21 protein-coding genes are annotated in these 16841 nt (G+C 69.5%); 4 read left to right on the plus strand and 17 right to left on the minus strand.

What is annotated here, in order from left to right; genetic code table 11:
- Positions 1-73: 73 nt before the first annotated feature.
- Together ACYVE7_RS06290 and ACYVE7_RS06295 are read right to left on the minus strand one after the other, a co-directional pair.
- Positions 74-322: a hypothetical protein gene (locus ACYVE7_RS06290; protein ID WP_460363591.1), complete on the minus strand. Its 249-nt coding sequence runs from the start codon at positions 320-322 to the stop codon at positions 74-76.
- 5 nt (positions 323-327) lie between these two features.
- Positions 328-783, minus strand: coding sequence for an ATP-binding protein (locus ACYVE7_RS06295; RefSeq protein ID WP_460363592.1), 456 nt, complete (start codon positions 781-783; stop codon positions 328-330).
- A gap of 115 nt (positions 784-898) precedes the next feature.
- Here ACYVE7_RS06295 and ACYVE7_RS06300 point away from each other — a divergent pair, with 115 nt between their 5' ends.
- Both ACYVE7_RS06300 and ACYVE7_RS06305 read left to right on the plus strand, forming a co-directional pair.
- Positions 899-1708, plus strand: a complete 810-nt coding sequence (locus tag ACYVE7_RS06300; RefSeq protein WP_460363593.1) for a Scr1 family TA system antitoxin-like transcriptional regulator — start codon at positions 899-901, stop codon at positions 1706-1708.
- On the plus strand, positions 1705-1893 hold the full coding sequence (locus ACYVE7_RS06305; protein ID WP_460363594.1) for a DUF397 domain-containing protein: 189 nt from the start codon (positions 1705-1707) through the stop codon (positions 1891-1893). Before ACYVE7_RS06300 ends, ACYVE7_RS06305 begins: the two co-directional genes overlap by 4 nt.
- On the opposite strand, the gene ACYVE7_RS06310 is transcribed toward ACYVE7_RS06305, so the two are convergent.
- Genes ACYVE7_RS06310 through hemL form a run of 7 tightly spaced genes read right to left on the minus strand, consistent with a single transcriptional unit; the run spans position 1880 to position 7985 of the window.
- Positions 1880-2167, minus strand: coding sequence for a helix-turn-helix domain-containing protein (locus ACYVE7_RS06310; protein ID WP_460363595.1), 288 nt, complete (start codon positions 2165-2167; stop codon positions 1880-1882). The two genes, ACYVE7_RS06305 and ACYVE7_RS06310, sit on opposite strands and share 14 nt — an antisense overlap.
- A gap of 18 nt (positions 2168-2185) precedes the next feature.
- Positions 2186-3166, minus strand: coding sequence for a c-type cytochrome biogenesis protein CcsB (ccsB, locus tag ACYVE7_RS06315; RefSeq protein ID WP_460363596.1), 981 nt, complete (start codon positions 3164-3166; stop codon positions 2186-2188).
- Positions 3167-3170: 4 nt separating this feature from the next.
- Positions 3171-4709 carry a cytochrome c biogenesis protein ResB gene (gene resB, locus ACYVE7_RS06320; RefSeq protein WP_460363597.1) on the minus strand — a complete coding sequence of 513 codons (1539 nt, stop codon included), beginning with the start codon at positions 4707-4709 and terminating at the stop codon, positions 3171-3173.
- Positions 4710-5468, minus strand: a complete 759-nt coding sequence (locus ACYVE7_RS06325; protein ID WP_460363598.1) for a cytochrome c biogenesis CcdA family protein — start codon at positions 5466-5468, stop codon at positions 4710-4712. It abuts the gene before it with no gap.
- The gene (locus ACYVE7_RS06330; protein WP_460363599.1) at positions 5465-5992 is read right to left on the minus strand and encodes a TlpA family protein disulfide reductase; all 528 of its coding nucleotides are present in this window, start codon (positions 5990-5992) and stop codon (positions 5465-5467) included. Before ACYVE7_RS06330 ends, ACYVE7_RS06325 begins: the two co-directional genes overlap by 4 nt.
- 52 nt (positions 5993-6044) lie before the next feature.
- Positions 6045-6680: a histidine phosphatase family protein gene (locus ACYVE7_RS06335; RefSeq protein WP_460363600.1), complete on the minus strand. Its 636-nt coding sequence runs from the start codon at positions 6678-6680 to the stop codon at positions 6045-6047.
- Positions 6681-6704: 24 nt separating this feature from the next.
- A complete protein-coding gene (gene hemL / locus ACYVE7_RS06340; RefSeq protein WP_460363601.1) occupies positions 6705-7985 on the minus strand; it encodes a glutamate-1-semialdehyde 2,1-aminomutase in 1281 nt (426 codons plus the stop codon).
- Between the two features lie 149 nt (positions 7986-8134).
- Between hemL and ACYVE7_RS06345 the strand changes: the two genes are divergently transcribed.
- Positions 8135-9754, plus strand: a complete 1620-nt coding sequence (locus ACYVE7_RS06345; protein ID WP_460363602.1) for a serine/threonine protein kinase — start codon at positions 8135-8137, stop codon at positions 9752-9754.
- 137 nt (positions 9755-9891) lie between these two features.
- Here ACYVE7_RS06345 and ACYVE7_RS06350 read toward each other — a convergent pair whose 3' ends face one another.
- From ACYVE7_RS06350 to ACYVE7_RS06360, 3 genes are all read right to left on the minus strand, one after another.
- Positions 9892-10344: a hypothetical protein gene (locus ACYVE7_RS06350; RefSeq protein WP_460363603.1), complete on the minus strand. Its 453-nt coding sequence runs from the start codon at positions 10342-10344 to the stop codon at positions 9892-9894.
- Complete coding sequence (locus tag ACYVE7_RS06355) at positions 10316-11164, minus strand: amidase domain-containing protein (RefSeq protein WP_460363604.1); 849 nt, start codon at positions 11162-11164, stop codon at positions 10316-10318. The genes ACYVE7_RS06350 and ACYVE7_RS06355 overlap by 29 nt, the downstream gene beginning before the upstream one ends.
- A gap of 474 nt (positions 11165-11638) precedes the next feature.
- The gene (locus ACYVE7_RS06360) at positions 11639-11764 is read right to left on the minus strand and encodes a DUF397 domain-containing protein (protein ID WP_460363605.1); all 126 of its coding nucleotides are present in this window, start codon (positions 11762-11764) and stop codon (positions 11639-11641) included.
- Positions 11765-11814: 50 nt separating this feature from the next.
- On the opposite strand from ACYVE7_RS06360, the gene ACYVE7_RS06365 reads away from it, so the two are divergent.
- Positions 11815-12009, plus strand: coding sequence for a hypothetical protein (locus tag ACYVE7_RS06365; protein ID WP_460363606.1), 195 nt, complete (start codon positions 11815-11817; stop codon positions 12007-12009).
- Between the two features lie 6 nt (positions 12010-12015).
- Here ACYVE7_RS06365 and ACYVE7_RS06370 read toward each other — a convergent pair whose 3' ends face one another.
- The 5 genes from ACYVE7_RS06370 to ACYVE7_RS06390 all read right to left on the minus strand — a co-directional run.
- Positions 12016-12636 carry a bifunctional DNA primase/polymerase gene (locus ACYVE7_RS06370; protein ID WP_460363607.1) on the minus strand — a complete coding sequence of 207 codons (621 nt, stop codon included), beginning with the start codon at positions 12634-12636 and terminating at the stop codon, positions 12016-12018.
- A gap of 104 nt (positions 12637-12740) precedes the next feature.
- Positions 12741-13718, minus strand: coding sequence for a porphobilinogen synthase (hemB, locus tag ACYVE7_RS06375; RefSeq protein ID WP_460363608.1), 978 nt, complete (start codon positions 13716-13718; stop codon positions 12741-12743).
- 2 nt (positions 13719-13720) lie between these two features.
- The gene (locus ACYVE7_RS06380) at positions 13721-15271 is read right to left on the minus strand and encodes a bifunctional uroporphyrinogen-III C-methyltransferase/uroporphyrinogen-III synthase (protein ID WP_460363609.1); all 1551 of its coding nucleotides are present in this window, start codon (positions 15269-15271) and stop codon (positions 13721-13723) included.
- Positions 15268-16173, minus strand: coding sequence for a hydroxymethylbilane synthase (hemC, locus tag ACYVE7_RS06385; RefSeq protein ID WP_460363610.1), 906 nt, complete (start codon positions 16171-16173; stop codon positions 15268-15270). The genes ACYVE7_RS06380 and hemC overlap by 4 nt, the downstream gene beginning before the upstream one ends.
- On the minus strand, positions 16170-16841 hold a 672-nt coding region (locus ACYVE7_RS06390), incomplete at its 5' end, for a glutamyl-tRNA reductase (protein WP_460363611.1). The genes ACYVE7_RS06390 and hemC, both read right to left, overlap by 4 nt.

Here is a 16841-nt window from a genome sequence, read left to right on the forward strand (position 1 = left end):
GCGCGTCCACGCAGCGCCTCCGCGACCCGGCACGCCTCGGCGTCGTCACCCGACCCGAGTATCAGCACGGTCATCAGTCGGTGACCGTCACCGTCGTCGTATCGTTCTCGACCTTGCTGTCATTGGTGTACTGCGTCGGCTGCTGCTGTTGGCTGGTGCCCGTCGGCTTCTCGTGCCGATCGAGCTGGGGAAGCGGCGGAACCGCGAAATCCATCCCGAGCGGACGGAACCTTGTGGGGACTGCCGACGACAGCGGAACCTCGCGTCCCGCCAGTCCCTCGGGAAAACGGTCGGGGCCACGGGTCAACGGTGTCTGGTCCATGACCTTCACACTCCTGTCTCGGCGGGAAGCACTGCCCATACCCATTTGCCGCCCTCCGGGTTGACGGCGACACCCCATTGCGGGCACAGAGTCGTGACAATGAAGAGCCCCCTTCCGTCCTCGGATTCCAGCCCGGCAATCGCAGGATTCCCCTCCGAGCCGAACGGGACTCCGAACTCGTCAAGGTCGTCTCCGACTTGGAGCAGCAGGCCGGAGGGCACCTCCGACAACCAGACCTCCGTCCACCCTCGGCCGTGCCGAACCGCGTTCGTCGTCAACTCATTGAGGACGAGCAGTGCGTCCTCCAGCCGTTCGCCGTCGAAGCCCCGATCTTGTAGCAGTCTGCGGGCCGACTCCCTGGCCACTCCCACCGCTGCGGGGGTCGCCGGGAAGCCGAGGGACACCACCGTCACGGCGCCGCGCCGCACGTCCTCGAGTGGTTCAGGAAGCGTTGCCGTCATCGGAATCCTCTGCTGCCGTGTGTCTCGTTTCAACGCCGAGCATGGCCTGAACGTGCAACGCTTGTCGCTGTTCCATGGGAATGCCGGAAGTTGAGCCCGACAGGTGAGGCCATCGATGAACATCACCGACCCGCCCGACCCCAAGCTGAACTTGTGGGCCGCAATGGCCAACTACGTGCGGTTCTTCCGCATGCGGCATGGCCAGAGCGGCGACCACGTCGCCCAGCTTCTGAGCTGCTCACGGTCGTCAATTTCCAGACTGGAGACAGGAGACGGCAAGCTCAATGAAAATCAGGCCGCGATCTTGGATCATGCTTGGAATACGGGGGGATTGTTCGGAATTCTCCTACATTTCGCCAGATTGGGGCATGACCCCAACTGGCTGAAGAACTACCGCGAGTACGAGAGCAAGGCGACCGTCATCCGCATGTACGACGGACAGACCATCCCTGCCGTCCTCCAGACGCCTGACTACGCCCGAGCGCTTCTGATCGCGGGCCGAGAGCGCGACCCGGACAAGGGCGTCGAGTCCCGCATGGCTCGGCGTCAGATCCTGACCCGCGAGCGCCCTGCCGAGATCTGGGCCCTGCTGGCCGAGACGGTGCTTGCTCCCGAGGTCGGGGGGCCCGACGTGATGCGTGCGCAACTCGCGCACCTCCTGGAGCTTTCCAGGCTGCCCAACGTCATCCTGCGCATCGTGTCCAACAAGGCCGGCGCGAATGAGGGACTGGATGGCCCGTTCAAGGTGATCACTACGAGAGCCGATGAGATCGGCTTCATCGAGGCGCCTGTCGGGGGGCGCCTTGAGCTGGATGCGACCATGGTCGCCGCAATGAGGTCCAGATTCGACCGCATTGGGGCTGTTGCCCTCCCCATAGACTCGTCAAGGCAACTGATCCAGCGCCTGATGGAGAACATGAGATGACTGCCCTCCCCGTGTGGCGCAAGTCCAGCTACAGCACTCAGGGGACTTCCAGCGAGTGTGTGGAAGTCGCCGAACTCAGCGCGGGCACCGTCGGCCTTCGCGACAGCAAGCGCCCGGACCACGGCAACCACACGGTCACCCGGCGGGCGTTCGCCAGCCTGGTCCGAGGCGTCAAACGCCGGTAGGGGCGGGACCGGTCAACGCGCCTCCGAGGCTCCGCAAGCTCCCGAGGTCGGGTACGCCTCCGCCCAGTTCGATGCGTTCCAGGGCGGACTCGCTGATTCCCGCCCGGCTCGCCACTTCCCTCCGGGTGAGGTTCCTGCTCGTGCGGATCGCACGGAGCTCGTCGCCAAACCGCAGGTCTCGTCCGGCCTGCTCATACTCGGGATGCGCAACGACCTCACCTGCCTCCGCAAGGCGCTTGGCCCGGAGGATCCGCCACCGGCTGTGCCCGGCCATCAGGTATCCCTTCGGGGGTCAGACGCCGGAGTAGGAGTGGAGGCCGCTGATGAAGATGTTGACGCCTACCAGGTTGAAGAGGAGGGCGGCGTAGCCGATCAGGGAGATGCGGGCGGCCTTGGTGCCCTTCCAGCCGGCCGTGGCGCGGGCGTGGAGGTAGCCGGCGTAGATGGCGAAGACGATGAACGACCAGGTCTCCTTGGGGTCCCAGCCCCAGTAGCGGCCCCACGCCTCGTCGGCCCAGATGGCGCCCGCGATGATGGCGAAAGTCCAGATCGGGAAGACGAACATGATGGACTTGTGAGCCAGGCGGTCGAACTCGTCCGACGAAGGCAGCTTCGCCATGAAAGCAGGCCTGCCCCTGGTCTCGAAGCGGGCCGCGGCCAGATAGAGCAGGGTCGCGACGAACGCGACGGTGAAACCGCCCGACGCGACGATCGCGGCCGTCACATGGATGGCGATCCAGTACGACTTCAACGCCGGGACCAGCTCGCCGGGCGCCGTGTACAGCCAGATGGTCGCCGCGCCCAGACCGAGGATCACCGCGAGCATCACGAACGCGCCGAGGAACTTCGCCTTCTGGCGGACCAGCAGCACCAGATAGCCCGTGACGGCAGCCAAGCAGATCGCCACGACGAACTCGTACATGTTGCCCCACGGCCAGCGCTCGACCGCGAGCCCGCGGGTCAGGACGCCCGCGGCGTGCGCGATCCAGCCGAACACCGTGATCAGGATCGCGAACCGGCCCCAGTCACGGCCCGACGGCGGCTCCGCGTTCTCCACCGACACGGCCGGAGCGGGCGCGACGCCCTTGCCGAGCGCCTCGGCGGGGACGGTCTCCAGGACCTTCTCCGCGCCCTCCCCCTTGCGGGACTTCCTGTCCGCCGGGGCCTGGGCGCGCGCCAGGTCGGCGGCGTAGGCGCACATCGCCACCACGTACAGCAGCACCGTGACGAGCAGCAGATTGTTGCTCGTGTTGGCGAGATCGGTGTTGACCACCGGGCTACTCCTTGGTCGAACCGGCCGGGACGGGCTCGGTCATCGCGTCTTCGGGGCGCAGCGCGCCTACCAGGTCGTCGAACTCGGCCGTGGGGGTGCCGAGGGTGAGTCCGCCGACCTCGACCAGCGTAGAACCCTCCGCTCCGGCCGTCGCACGGACCCACACTCTGCGCCGCCGCGTCATGAACGACACGACGAGCCCGGCGATCGCCAGGGCCGCGGAGATCAGGGCGGGGATCCGGCCGGGGTCGTGGGTGACGGTGACCGTAACCCACTCCTTGTAGCCGGTGAACTCGATCGTGCCGGCGCCGTCCGGCAGCTTGATCGACTTGCCGACCGTGAGGACGGTCGGTTCGGTCTTGAACCGGGTCAGGGTCGAGGGGTCGATCCGGAACTCCGACTGGGGGCCCCGGCTGAGGTCACCCTTGAACGCGCCGATGATCGCCAGCGCGGGGTTCTCGGCGCCCGGGTAGGCCGACACGATCGACTTGCCGTCGGCGGACGCCGCGGCCGTCGGCCAGAACATGGCCATGAACGAGAGCGGCTCGGGCCGCGCGTCGGGGATCTTGACGGTGCCCTCCGACTGGAGGGTCGCGTCGTTCATCGGCAGGAACGGCACCGCCTTGTTGAACGCGACGTTCCCCTGCCCGTCGGTCACCTTGAAGGTCGGCGAATACCCGTGGCCCAGCAGATAGATCTTGCTGCCGTCGACTTCGAGCGGATGGTTGACGCGCAGGTCGTAGGTCTTCTCCTGGTTCTTGCCCGCGCCGTTCTTGCCCGCGCCGTCGAAGCTCAGCCGGGCGACGAAGTCCCGTGCCTGCCCGCGCTGCGGCCCGTCGGTGATGTAGGTCGCCTGGAAGTCCCGCACCGTCACCCGGAACGGGTCGATCCGCTCCCCGTCGACGAGATGCCCGGGCCGCCACTCGTCATAGTTGGCGGCCGAGTTGACGAACCCCTCCCCCTCGGTGACGAGGCGGTTGCCCTTGTATCCGAACAGCGCGCCGAGCCCGACGGAGAACAGCAGCGCCAGCAGCGACAGGTGGAAGACCAGGTTCCCGGTCTCGTGCAGATAGCCCTTCTCCGACGCCACCGAGCCGTCCCCGAGCGAAGTCCGGAACCGCCTGCGCTTCAGCAGGGCGCGCGCCGCCTCCAGGGCGTCGGCTTCACTCCGCGACGTGGTGAAGCTCGCGTACTGCGGCAGCTTCCTCAGGTTCCTGGGCGTCGAGGGCGGCTGTGCCCTGACGTTCTGCAGGAGCTGCCACGTCCGCGGGATCACGCATCCGGCGAGCGACACGAACAGCAGGAGGTAGATCGCCGCGAACCAGGGCGCCGCGAACACGTCGAACAGCGAGAGCCGGTCGAGCCACGGCGCGAGCTTCGGGTGCTCGTCGAAGTACTGGATGACGCGTTCGGGCGACATGCCGCGCTGCGGGAACAGCGAGCCGGGCACCGCGCCGAGCGCGACCAGGAACAGCAGGACGAGCGCCGTCCGCATCGAGGTGAGCTGCCGCCAGCCCCACCGCAGCCAGCCGGTGAACCCCATCTAGATCACCCCGTTCCCGCTGCCGAACCAGGTGAGCATACGGATCGTCATGTCGTTCCAGACCCCGGTGACCAGCAGCAGTCCGAGCGCGACGAGCATCCCGCCGCCGAGCCGCATCACCAGCAGATAGTGCTTCTTCACCCAGCCGAACACGCCGAGGGCGCGCCGGTAGGCGATGGCGGTCAGCAGGAACGGGACGCCCAGGCCGACACAGTAGAACAGGGAGAGGATCATCCCCCGGGAGACGCTGCCCTCGCTGACGGCGAGGGTCTGGATGGCGCCGAGGGTGGGTCCCGCGCAGGGCGTCCAGCCGATGCCGAACAGCGCGCCGAGCAGCGGCGCGCCGGCGAGCCCCGCGGCGGGCAGTTTCGACGACTTCACGGTCCGCTGGAGCCCGGGGACGAACCCCATGAACGCCAGCCCGAACACGATGGTGAGGACGCCGAGCGCCCGCGTGATCACGTCGCGGTACTCGTTGAGCCAGAGCCCGAGCCCGCCGAAGAACGCCCCGTAGGCGAGGAACACGACGGTGAACCCGGCGACGAACAGCCCGACGCCCAGCGCGACCCGGCCGCGTTTCTGGTCGGCGATGTCGACGCCGGTCAGGCCCGTCACATACGACAGGTAGCCGGGGACGAGCGGCAGGATGCACGGGCTGAGGAACGACACCAGCCCGGCGGCCGCGGCGAGCGGGACCGCCGCCACCAGCGAGCCGCTGGTGACGGTCTGGTCGATGCCGGCCGCGAGGAGAGCGCTCATTTCTGGGCGATCAGCTCGTCGAGCGGCTTGCTGAGGCGCGTCGCCGAGAGCTGGCCCGGCAGGTTGACGGCGACGCGTCCCTCCCGGTCGAGGATCAGCGTGACCGGCAGCGACGAGGGGTTGATCGAGGTGAACGCGGCGGCGACCTTGGCTTCGGGATCGAAGAAGTTCGGGTAGGAGAGCTGGTAGGTCCGCAGGAACGCCTTGGCGTTGTCCTTGGTGTCGCGCGTGTCGACCCCGACGAACTTCACGTCCTTGTACTTCTGGGCGGCGGCCTCCAGCACGGGGGCCTCGGTCCGGCACGGCTGGCACCACGAGCCCCAGAAGTTCACGACCGTGACGCTGCCCCGGTAGGAGGCCAGGTCGAGCGGTTCGTCGTTCAGCCCTGTGCCCGTCGCGGTGATCTCGGCGCCGCGGTCGGCGGCGGGGATCACCCCGCCGGCCGGGGTCCCCGAGCCGCCGGAGCAGCCCGCCGCGGCGAGGGACGCGACGGCGCAGACGGCGAGCGCGGCTCGGGGGTTCATCTGGGATCACTCCTCAGTACTACAAGACGTAGTACATGACTGTACCGGCGGTTCAGGCGCCCGGGGTGGTGGGGTTGCGGACCAGCGCGGCGGCCGGTTCCTGGTAATCCACGCGAACCAGGGCGTTCCCCTCGAACACCAGGCTGGTGACGCTCGCCAGCCCGCACTCCCGGTTCCGCGGATCGTGCCAGAGCCGACGGCCCTCGGCCCGCAGCCGCGCGGTCCAGATCGGGAGCTGATGGCTGACGCAGACCGCCTCATGGCCGCGGGCGGCGTCCCGCGCGTCGTAGGCGACGCGCAGCATCCGCCGGGCCAGCTCCTCGTAGGGCTCGCCCCACGAAGGCTTGGTCGGGTTGGCGAGCTTGGGCCAGATCGCCGGGTTGCGCAGCAGCTTTTTGGAGAACTTCTTCCCCTCGAAGGTGGGGTTGGCGGCCTCGATCAGCCGCTCGTCCAGGACGGGGGCCAGCCCGAACGTCTCCGCGGTCGGCTCGGCCGTCTCCTGCGCGCGCTCCAGCGGCGAGGAGTACAGCGCGACGACGTCGCGTCCGGCGAACCAGTCGGCGGCGGCCTTGGCCATCAGGACGCCGTCCTCGCTCAGATGGAAATCGGGCAGGCGGCCGTAGAGGATGCCGTCGGGGTTGTGCACCTCGCCGTGGCGCAGCAGGTGAACGATCGTCGTCTCAGTCATGGCGTCGTCAGAGTACCCGGAGCTCTACAGAGCCGCCGCCGCGGCCCGCGCCGCGTGCGGGAGCGCCTCGGCGACCCGGTCGAGGGCGGCGTCGTCGTGGGCGGCCGACAGGAACCAGACCTCGTACGAGGACGGCGGCAGGTAGACGCCCCGGTTCAGCGCCTCGTGGAAGAACGCGGCGTAGGCGGCCGGGTTCTGCCGCTGGGCCTGCGCGAAGTCGAAGACCTGGGCGTCGGTGAAGAACACCGAGAACAGGTTGCCGGCCTTCTGGAGGCGGTGCGGCACGCCCTCCTTGGCGAGGGCCTCGGTCGCCCAGGTGGCGACAAGGTCGGCGGCGCGGTCGACCTTCGCGTACACCTCGTCGGTGCAGGCGCGCAGCGTGGCCAGGCCCGCGGCCGTCGCCAGGGGGTTACCGGACAGGGTGCCGGCCTGGTAGACGGGGCCGACGGGGGCCAGATGGTCCATGATGTCGGCCCGGCCGCCGAACGCGGCCGCGGGCAGCCCGCCGCCCATCACCTTGCCGAAGGTGAACAGATCGGCCTGGACGCCCTCCCGGCCGAACCAGCCCGACCTGGTGACCCGGAAGCCCGTCAGGACCTCGTCGATGATCAGCAGGGCGCCGTGGCGGGTGGCCAGCCGGCGCAGCAGCTCGTTGAACCCGTCCACCGGCGGGACCACGCCCATGTTGCACGGGCACGCCTCGGTGATCACGCAGGCGATCTCGGCGCCGTGCGCGGCGAACGCGTCCTCGACGGCCGCGGCGTCGTTGTACGGCAGGACGATCGTGTCGGCCGTGGTCGCACCCGTCACACCGGGGGTGTCCGGCAGGCCGAGCGTCACGACGCCGGAGCCCGCGGCGGCCAGCAGCGAGTCGACGTGCCCGTGGTAGCAGCCCGCGAACTTGACGATCTTCGACCGGCCGGTGAAGCCGCGCGCCAGCCGGATCGCCGACATGGTCGCCTCGGTGCCGGAGCTGACCAGGCGCACCTTGTCCACGGCCGTCCGGGAGACGATCTCCTCGGCCAGCTCGACCTCGCCCTGCGTGGGCGCGCCGTAGGAGGTGCCGCGCGCGGCCGCGGCCGTCACGGCCTCGACGACCGACGGGAACGCGTGGCCGAGGATCATCGGCCCCCAGGAGCAGATCAGGTCAACGTACTCGTTACCGTCCGCGTCCTTCAGGTAGGGGCCCTGGGCGGAGGCCATGAACCGCGGGGTGCCGCCCACTGCGCGGAACGCGCGGACCGGGGAGTTCACGCCTCCGGGCACCACCTGCTGGGCACGGTCGAAAAGTTCCTGCGAACGCATCGTGGAAGTCACCCTCACAGTGTGCCAGCACCAAAACGGTAACGGCCTTGACGTGGGCACCTAGCGGCCGATATCCACCCATGGAAGCAATAAGGCGGCATGGAAGGGCAGACGTGGCGGAGGGGTGGGCGGTACCGGGTTTCGCACTCGTGCGAGAACTGGGAGCCGACGGGTCGGGGCGGCAGGTACTCGCCATGGACGAGATGACCAGGACCCAGGTCACGATCCGTTACCTGTCGGCTGCCGTGAACCGTGACGACGCGTTCCAGCAGAAGATCACCTGGCTGAGCCAGCTCGAGGACGACAACCTCGTCCAGCTCTACGAGCTGATCGACAACGGGGCGGACGCGGCGATCGTCGCCGAGTACTTCGACGGGGTGCCGCTGCGGCGGCTGCTGGGCGACCCGCTGGACGCCGAGTCGGCCGTGGTGGTCCTCTCGGACGTCCTGCTGGGCCTGACCTCGGCGCACGCCAAGGGCGTCATCCACGGCGACATCACGCCCGACCGGGTGCTGATCGCGCCCGACGGCCGGGCGAAGATCGCGGACTTCTGCCTGGGCGTGCCCGGCGGCAAGGGCGCGCCCGCGGGCGACCCCAAGTACCAGGCGCCCGAACGCTGGCAGGGCTCCCCGCAGAGCCCCCAGGCCGACATCTACGCCGCGACGGCCGTATTCGTCGAGTGCCTGACCGGACGTCCCGTCTTCACGGGCTCGGTGAACGCGCTGGCCAAGGCTCACGCCGGCAACCCGATCCCCGTCTCCGACATCCCCGGGCCGCTGCGCTCGCTGGTGCTGCGGGGCCTGGCCAAGGAGCCCGCCAAGCGTCCGGCGACGGCCGCGGACTTCCTCACCGAGCTGGACGAGGCCGTCTCGCCGGTGTTCGGCGCCGACTGGGAGAAGCGGTCCCGCGCCCGGGTCAGGGAGCTGGCCCAGCGGGCGGCGACCGCGCCGTCGAGCCCGGGCACGTCCCGGCCGAACGCCAGGACGGTCACCTCGACCCCGGTCGTGTCCGAGACGTCGAGCAGGCCGCCGCTGGTCGGCGCGGGCGCCGCGGTGGCCGTCGCGGTCGCCGCGGTCGCGTTCTACGGGCTCAGGGACGGCGACGACGCGTCCGCCGCGTCCTCCCCCTCCGTTGCCGCGACCTCCGCGGCAGTGAGCGCGGGCCCCACTTCGACGCCGCCGCCGAAGTTCGTCATCGACGGCCCCGGCCTCGCCGACAAGATCACGACCGCGGCCACCGCCAAGCGCACCGCGACGGTCAACTTCCGGCTGACCTCCGGCAAGAACGTGACGACGGCGACGGGCGGCATGGTCCTCACGGACTCCGACCTCAAGGTCAACCTGACCGGCCCGCGCCCCTACACCCGCAAACCGGCGCTGATCGTCGGCGGCAGCGTCTACGTCCAGACCGGTGCCAAGTGGCAGAAACTCCCCCTGGGCCCCAAGGCGAAGGGCTACGCGGCCCTGGCCTCCCAGACCCGCTACGGAGCCTCCCTGGACTCCCTGACGGCCCTCCTGACGGGTTCTGAGACCTTCGAGCGCACCGGCACCCGCTACACCGGCACCCTCCCGGTGGCCCCCGCCTCCATCGCCGCGATCGTCCCCACCTACAAAAAGCCGAAGGTCACCTACGAACTCCAGATGGCCTCCGCCTGGCTCCCCAAACAACTCAAGGTCACCGTCCTAGCCCCCGGCAAACCCAAAATCACCTTCACCGTCGTCTACGGCGGCTGGGGCGGCAAACTCACCATCAAACCCCCAAAAACCTGACCACGGATCTCGCTGCCCTTGTTCGGCCGAACCCTGAGCACCGATACGTCTTGCTACGTTCAGCTATCCAGTGACAGCAAGGCTACGCAGCCGAGCCGTCACCCTCGTCCGGCTCGGGCGAGGGTGACGGCCTGCGATCAGGGTTTGGTGGACGTGGCGGCATCCGACGGCCTGGGCACGACCCCGGGGAGCGGAGCCAGATGCCAGTGGCCATTCTCCCAGCCTGCGGTCTCGGCCAGGTCGAGGTTCTTGCCCGAGGCCTGGGTGCCCGTGCCCGTCACCTGGTAGGTGTCGGCGAACTCCGACCTGTAGCTCCAGGTGACCTGCCAGCCCTGGCCTCCGTAGGCCGCGATCCGGGCCTTGGCGTCGGCCGCACCGTCTGGATGGTGTTTGAGCAGTTCGGCGAGCGCCGGTTCGTCCCTGGCGTTCAGATCCTCGACGTAGTCGCCGAGGAAACGGTCGAGCGCCTTCTCGTCGGGGGATGACGTGTCGTCTCCACCACACCCGACGAGCCCACCCAGCGTCAGGAGCAGCGCCGCGGCCAGACAGAAACGCGGCAGGTCAGGTACGAAACGCGTAGTAGACCGCACCCGGGTTGGACGAGACGATGCTGGCCACCGATCGCCTGTACGTGTTGTTGGAGTGGTACGTGAGATAGGGCACCCCATTGTTCTTGTAAGTCGCCATCATCGAGTGGTCCTTGGACCCGTTGTTGGTGAAGTCCATCTGCAGAATGTCACCTATGCCCAGGTCGTACACGTTCCCCAGATAGGAGGTCCGACCGCTGGCGCGGGCGAACGACGCCCAGTAGCCCACGTTGATCCAGGACCTCGTCTGGTTCGCCGAGTTGTACCACCAGTTGTGATAATCCGTGTACAGCCCGAGGTCGTGCGCCCATCCACCGGCTTTCAGAGCCTGGCTGATGAAGTTGGTGCAGTCACCCCCGGTGTCATTGAACCGCCGGTAGGCAGTGTTGTAGTTACTCCAGTATCGCTCGGCGTAGGTGGCCATGGCCGAGTAGCTGTAGGCCCGCCGATCGTTCGCACGGCTCTTGCCCTTTCCACCCCCGGGCGGCTCGGTGGTCCCCGCGGTCTTCATGCCTTTCCCGACCTTGTCCGCTGGGGTGGTGTCCGCCACTGGCCCCGGCTGGTTCACGGCAGCCGTCCCCCCAACGTCCAACGAGGTGATCTTCGCCAGCTCCCAGCCGCCCGAGGCGCCCTTGGTGAAGACGAGCTCATGTCGTGCCTGGAAGCCGGTCGCCGGCGGCTCCCCTCCACGGACCTTCTTGTAGGTGAGCATCGTCGTCTCGGTGACCTGGACCGTCGCGGTTTCTCCGGACACCGAACTCTTGTCCACCTTCACCTGGGTGTCGGCGCTGGTGTAAGCCTCCTTGGCCTTCTTCAGCTTCACTTTTCGAGCTTTCAGCGCCCGGTACCCGGCCTCTTCCTGGCCGCCACGGCGCTCCGCACGGGGACTCCCCTACTCCGGAGTGCGCGTGCCGTCGGCGCTCCGCCCTCCACGAGGGCTTCATTCCGCTCCGTCAGAATCGCATCAGCCAACGCCGCGAATTCGTCAGTCGGAGCAGGTTCCGCCGCCCGAGCCCCGTGTGGAGCCCCCACCAGAGCCGCCGCCAAAGCCCCTGCGCCAAAAATCCGACCACACCTGGAAATGCGCATGACTCCCTTTCGGCTCAATGTTCATTCCGAGCCGAACCAACCATGATCGACACAAACGAGTCAACAAGATCCTGACTATCGACCACCCATGGCCACCAGGCAACCCATAACAACTTCTTCACATCAAGGCCCCCGCCGACCAACCAGGGATCCGGCAAGGTCGAGGGTGCCTGGGCTGTTGTCGGGGCGAGAGCAAACACCCGTCGTTTCAGACGTCGATCTTGATACCGGTGGCGAGCCCGGCGAACTGCCGGCGGGTCAGCGCGAGGTGGCTAAGCCCGGGGTTCTTGGAGTCGCGGACGGCCACCGTAAGCCACACGCGCGCGAGCTCCACACGCCTCGTCAGTGGCTGGGGCGCGATACTCGTGGCGTCTTTCTGGCTGTTTGGGACTCCAGCCCTGCCGCACCCGTCGCCAGGGGGCAACCGACCTCACGCTCGAAACTCTCGACGCCACTGCGGAGACCTTCGACAACGGCGGCGGCTGGGGGCTGTATCTCGTCGCCGCCCTGGCCACGTCTTACGGGGTGACGCCCGACGACCGTGGCGGCAAATGGGTGCACGCCACGATAAGCGGCTGATCCGCGTTAGTCCGCGAGGATTTCCAGGACGCGGAGGGGGTCGGGGAGGGGGGTGCCGTCGGGGGGGCGGACCCAGGTGACCTCGCGGCCGCCGGGGAGGAGGGAAGGGGCGGCGATGACGTAGCTGTCGCGGCAGTGCCAGCGCATTCCCGGGTTGTCGACGATGGATTCCGGGGAGCAGTCGAGGTGGCAGGACCACCATTCGTCCTCGTCCTCCGGCATACCGCGGGTCGCCACGTAGAACAGGTAGCGGTCGTCGCCGATCGCGGCGACGGGGCCTACGGGGGTGTTCTCGCGGAGCATCTGGGCGAGGCGGGCCGCGCCGTGGGGTGCGGGGACGTCGATCACGTCGAAGGTGCGGCCCGTGGGCAGGATGATGTTGGCGTCGGGGTTGCGGTTCCACCAGGTGGCGATCAGATCGGGGTCCGTGGTGGCCAGGCGGGCCCAGCCCGTCGACACCGGGTGCGCGCCCGGGTCGGGACAGCCGATCCGGTCGCAGCTACAGGCCCGGTCGCCCGCCACCGGGGCGGTCACCCCGGGGACGACCGCCCAGCCCAGGGCGGCGTAGTCGCGCGCCTGCGACACCGACTTGTTCCTGGTTCGTGCGTAGCGTGAGACCGCCAACATGAATCGCCCCCCGGAGAGAGAACCGCCCTTCCCCCGATGATGGCGAAAGCGGGGGAAACCTGCGCGGCGCCCCCCGGAAACGGTCCTAATTGACTATACGAAGATCACCCGAGGGTGCGCGCCGCCTCGGTCGCCCAGTAGGTCAGGATGACGTCGGCGCCCGCCCGCTTGATCGACACCAGTGACTCGCGGATCGCCCGATCGCGGTCGATCCAGCCGTTCGCCGCGGCCGCCTCGATCATCGCGTACTCGCCGGACACCTGGTAGGCGGCGAGCGGCAGGTCGACCGTGTCGCGGACCTGCCGGATGACGTCGAGGTAGGCGCCCGCCGGCTTCACCATGACGATGTCCGCGCCCTCCTGGACGTCCAGGAGGATCTCGCGGATCGACTCACGGGCGTTGGCAGGATCCTGCTGGTAGGCGGCGCGGTCGCCGAACTGCGGCGCGCACTCGGCGGCGTCGCGGAACGGGCCGTAGAACGCCGAGGCGTACTTCGCCGAGTAGGCCATGATCGGGGTGTTCTGGTAGCCGGCGCCGTCCAGCGCGGTGCGGATCGCGTGGACCTGGCCGTCCATCATCCCGCTCGGCGAGATCACCTGGGAGCCCGCCGCGGCCTGCGCGACCGCGATCGACGCGTACCGCTCCAGCGTGGAGTCGTTGTCGACGTCGCCCGACGGCGTGAGCAGCCCGCAGTGGCCGTGCGAGGTGAACTCGTCCAGGCACAGATCGGTCATCAGCACGGTGGAGTCGCCCAGGTCGGACGTCAGGTCCCGCAGGGCCTTCTGGACGATCCCGGCCGGGTCGTCGGCGCCCGAGCCCCGCTCGTCCTTGACGGCCGGGATCCCGAACAGGATGATCCCGCCGACGCCCGCCTCGACCGCCTCGTGGGCGGCTTTGCGGAGGCTCTCGCGGGTGTGCTGGAACACGCCCGGCATCGAGCCGATCGGCGCGGCCTCCTCGATCCCTTCCTTCACGAACATCGGAAGGACGAAGTCGGACGGGCTCAGCGTGGTCTCGGCGACGAGACGGCGCAGCGCACCCGAGCGGCGCAGCCGCCGCGGACGATCCACCGGAAAAGTCATCTCTAGCTGAACCTCTTCTTCCTCGCCCCGCGCCGCATCTGGCTGGGCTTGCGCAACGCCTCGCCGGCCTCGGCCTGAGCCGCCCTCCGCTTCGCACCGTACTCCGCGACGGCCGCTGCGAGGGCCGGTACGGAGGGTTTGTCGGCCATCACGTCGACCCTCAGCCCATACTCCTCGGCGGTTTTCGCCGTCTGCGGGCCGATGACTGCGATAACCGTCACATTGTGGGGCTTACCGGCGATCCCGATCAGGTTCTTGACGGTCGACGACGAGGTGAACAGCACCGCGTCGAACCCGCCGCCCTTGATCGCCTCGCGGATCGGCTGGGGTGGCGGAGCGGCCCGGACGGTCCGGTAGGCGGTGACGTCGTCGCACTCCCAGCCGAGCTCGGTCAGCCCGGAGATCAGCCGGTCGGTGGCGATGTCGGCGCGCGGCAGCAGCACCCGGTTGATCGGGTCGAGGTCCTCGTCGTAGGCCGGCCAGACCTCCAGCAGCCCTTCGCTGGACTGGTTGTCGGCGGGCACCAGATCGGGCATGACGCCGAACTCGACCAGCGCGGCGGCCGTGGACTCGCCGACGGCCGCGACCTTCAGCCCGGCGTAGGCGCGGGCGTCCAGGCCGTACTCGTCGAACTTCTCCCGGACGGCCTTCACCGCGTTGATCGAGGTGAACACGACCCACTCGTACCGGCCGGTGACCAGGCCCTTGATGGCGCGGTCCATCTGCTGGGGGGTCCGCGGCGGCTCCACGGAGATCGTCGGGACCTCCTCGGGGACCGCGCCGTAGGAGCGGAGCTGCTCCGACAGGTCGCCCGCCTGCTCCTTGGTGCGCGGCACCAGCACCCGCCAGCCGAACAGCGGCTTGGTCTCGAACCACGACAGCTTCTTGCGCCAGTTGACGACGTCGCCGACCACGATCAGCGACGGGGCGTCCATGCCCTTGGTGTCGGCGTACAGCCGGCCCAGGGTCGAGACCACGGTCTCCTGCTCGGTGGTGGTGCCGAGCGACGTGCACGCGGCGGGGGTGGTGTCGGAGCGCCCGGCCGACATCAGGCCCTTGGCGACCTCGCTGACCGAGCCCTCCGCGCCCAGGATCACCAGGGTGGCGTCGCCGCCGGCGTAGGACTCCCAGTCGACCCCGCCGCCCGCGGCGTCGATCACCCGGACCTCGCGGGTGTTCTCGTCGCGCAGCGGGATGCCCGCGTACTGCGGCACCGCCGTGACGGCCGACACGCCCGGCACGATCTCGAACTGGATGCCGGCGTCGGCGCAGGCCTCGGCCTCACGGGCGGCCCGCCCGCCGAGCCCCGAATCCCCCGCGACCAGCCGGACGACGTTCCGGCCTTCACCGGCGGCCGCGCCGGCCACGAGCTTGACCGCGTCGCGCTCGTCCGCGTCGATGATCTCCGCGCCCGGCTTGACGTGCGCCAGGACCTCGGCGGGGCAGCCGGCAAGGTTCACCACGACGGTGTCGGCCTTGCCCAGGCACTCCGCGGCCCGCAACGTGAGCAGACCGGGATCACCCGGTCCGAGTCCAACGAATGTGACGGTCACGGAACCTCCATGAGCTGTGCGGCGCCCTGGTCGAAGAGCCGCTGCGCGAGTTCGCGCGCCAGCTCGGCGGCGCGGTCGGGGTGACCGCTCGCCGAGAGCCTGAGCTGGCGGGTGCCGTCGTGGGAGACCACGGCGGCGGTCAGAGCGAGGACGTCGTCGTCCTCGAGGTGGGCGTAGGCGCCGACCGGGGCGGAGCAGCCGGCCTCCAGCACCGCCAGCACGGTGCGTTCGGCGGTGACCGCGGCGCGGGTGGCCGGGTCGTCGAGCACGCCCAGGATCTCCAGCAGGACGGTGCGGTCGCTGCGGCACTCCAGGGCGAGCGCGCCCTGGCCCGGCGCGGGCAGCATCTCCTCGGGGGAGAACACCTGGCCGATCGCCTCGGTTCTGCCGATCCGGTGCAGTCCTGCGTTGGCGAGGACGATCGCGTCGAGCTCCCCGCTGGTGACCTTGCCGAGCCGGGTGTCGGCGTTGCCGCGGATCGCGATGACGTCGAGGTCGGGGCGGAGGGCGCGGAGCTGGGCGCCGCGGCGCGGCGAGCCGGTGCCGACCTTCGCGCCCGGCGGCAGTTCGGCGAGTTTGCCGGGGCCGCACAGGGCGTCGCGCGGGTCGTCGCGCGGCGGGATCGCCACGAGGGTGATCCCTTCGGCGGGCGCGGTCGGCAGGTCCTTCAGCGAGTGCACGGCGAAGTCCACCTCACCGTCGAGGATCTTCTCCCGCAGCCCGTTGACGAAGACCCCCGTACCGCCCATCTGAGCGAGCAGCGCCTTGGATACATCACCCTCGGTCGTTACCCCGACAAGATCAACGTCATGCCCGGTGGCCCGGGTCAATGCCTGGGCGACCAGTCCGGACTGGGTCATCGCCATCAGGCTCTTACGGGTACCGAGCGACAAACGCGTCATTTTTCACCGGTTCCTGTTCCGCGCAGATCGGCGCGGGTCACGGCCTCGGGAGCCGTGGGGTCGAGGTCGAAGAGCTCGCGCAGGGCGTCGGCGTAGGCGTCGCCACCGGGGGCGGCCGCCAGCTCCTTCACCCGGACGGTCGGGGCGTGCAGCAGTTTGTCCGCCACGCGCCGCACGGTCATCGCGAGCTCGTGTTCTGTCTTGGGGTCGAGCTCCGGCAGCTTCGCGCGCAGCCGCGCCAGCTCCAGCTCGACGACTTCGGCGGCCTTGGCGCGCAGCGCCACCACCGTCGGCGCGACGGCCGCGGCACGCGCCGCCGACAGGAAGTCCTCGACCTCCTGGGCGACGATCGCCCGCGCGGCCTCGACGGCCTCGGGACCGACCGCGTTCCGCGCCTCCTGCGCGGTGCGCAGGTCCTCCAGCCCGGCCAGCCCCACCCCGGGGACTTCCAGGACGTTCCGGTCGATGTCGTGCGGCAGCGCCAGGTCGAGCAGGAACCGGCGGCCCGGGGTGAGCTGGTCCGCGGTGAGGACCAGCCCGGCGGCCCCCGTGCAGGAGACGATCAGGTCGGCGGCGGCCAGCTCGGACGCCAGTTCGTCCAGCCGGATCGCGCGCGCCGGAACCTCGGCGCCCGCCGCGAGCCGTGCGGCCCGCGCGTAGGTGCGGTT

Source organism: Actinocorallia lasiicapitis (genome assembly GCF_054778695.1).

Coding starts and splice junctions, on each gene's coding strand:
- ACYVE7_RS06290 (WP_460363591.1), bottom strand. CDS start 322: ATGGACCAGACACCGTTGACCCGTGGCCCCGACCGTTTTCCCGAGGGA.
- ACYVE7_RS06295 (WP_460363592.1), bottom strand. CDS start 783: ATGACGGCAACGCTTCCTGAACCACTCGAGGACGTGCGGCGCGGCGCC.
- ACYVE7_RS06300 (WP_460363593.1), top strand. CDS start 899: ATGAACATCACCGACCCGCCCGACCCCAAGCTGAACTTGTGGGCCGCA.
- ACYVE7_RS06305 (WP_460363594.1), top strand. CDS start 1,705: ATGACTGCCCTCCCCGTGTGGCGCAAGTCCAGCTACAGCACTCAGGGG.
- ACYVE7_RS06310 (WP_460363595.1), bottom strand. CDS start 2,167: ATGGCCGGGCACAGCCGGTGGCGGATCCTCCGGGCCAAGCGCCTTGCG.
- resB (WP_460363597.1), bottom strand. CDS start 4,709: ATGGGGTTCACCGGCTGGCTGCGGTGGGGCTGGCGGCAGCTCACCTCG.
- ACYVE7_RS06325 (WP_460363598.1), bottom strand. CDS start 5,468: ATGAGCGCTCTCCTCGCGGCCGGCATCGACCAGACCGTCACCAGCGGC.
- ACYVE7_RS06330 (WP_460363599.1), bottom strand. CDS start 5,992: ATGAACCCCCGAGCCGCGCTCGCCGTCTGCGCCGTCGCGTCCCTCGCC.
- ACYVE7_RS06335 (WP_460363600.1), bottom strand. CDS start 6,680: ATGACTGAGACGACGATCGTTCACCTGCTGCGCCACGGCGAGGTGCAC.
- hemL (WP_460363601.1), bottom strand. CDS start 7,985: ATGCGTTCGCAGGAACTTTTCGACCGTGCCCAGCAGGTGGTGCCCGGA.
- ACYVE7_RS06370 (WP_460363607.1), bottom strand. CDS start 12,636: ATGTTGGCGGTCTCACGCTACGCACGAACCAGGAACAAGTCGGTGTCG.
- hemB (WP_460363608.1), bottom strand. CDS start 13,718: ATGACTTTTCCGGTGGATCGTCCGCGGCGGCTGCGCCGCTCGGGTGCG.
- hemC (WP_460363610.1), bottom strand. CDS start 16,173: ATGACGCGTTTGTCGCTCGGTACCCGTAAGAGCCTGATGGCGATGACC.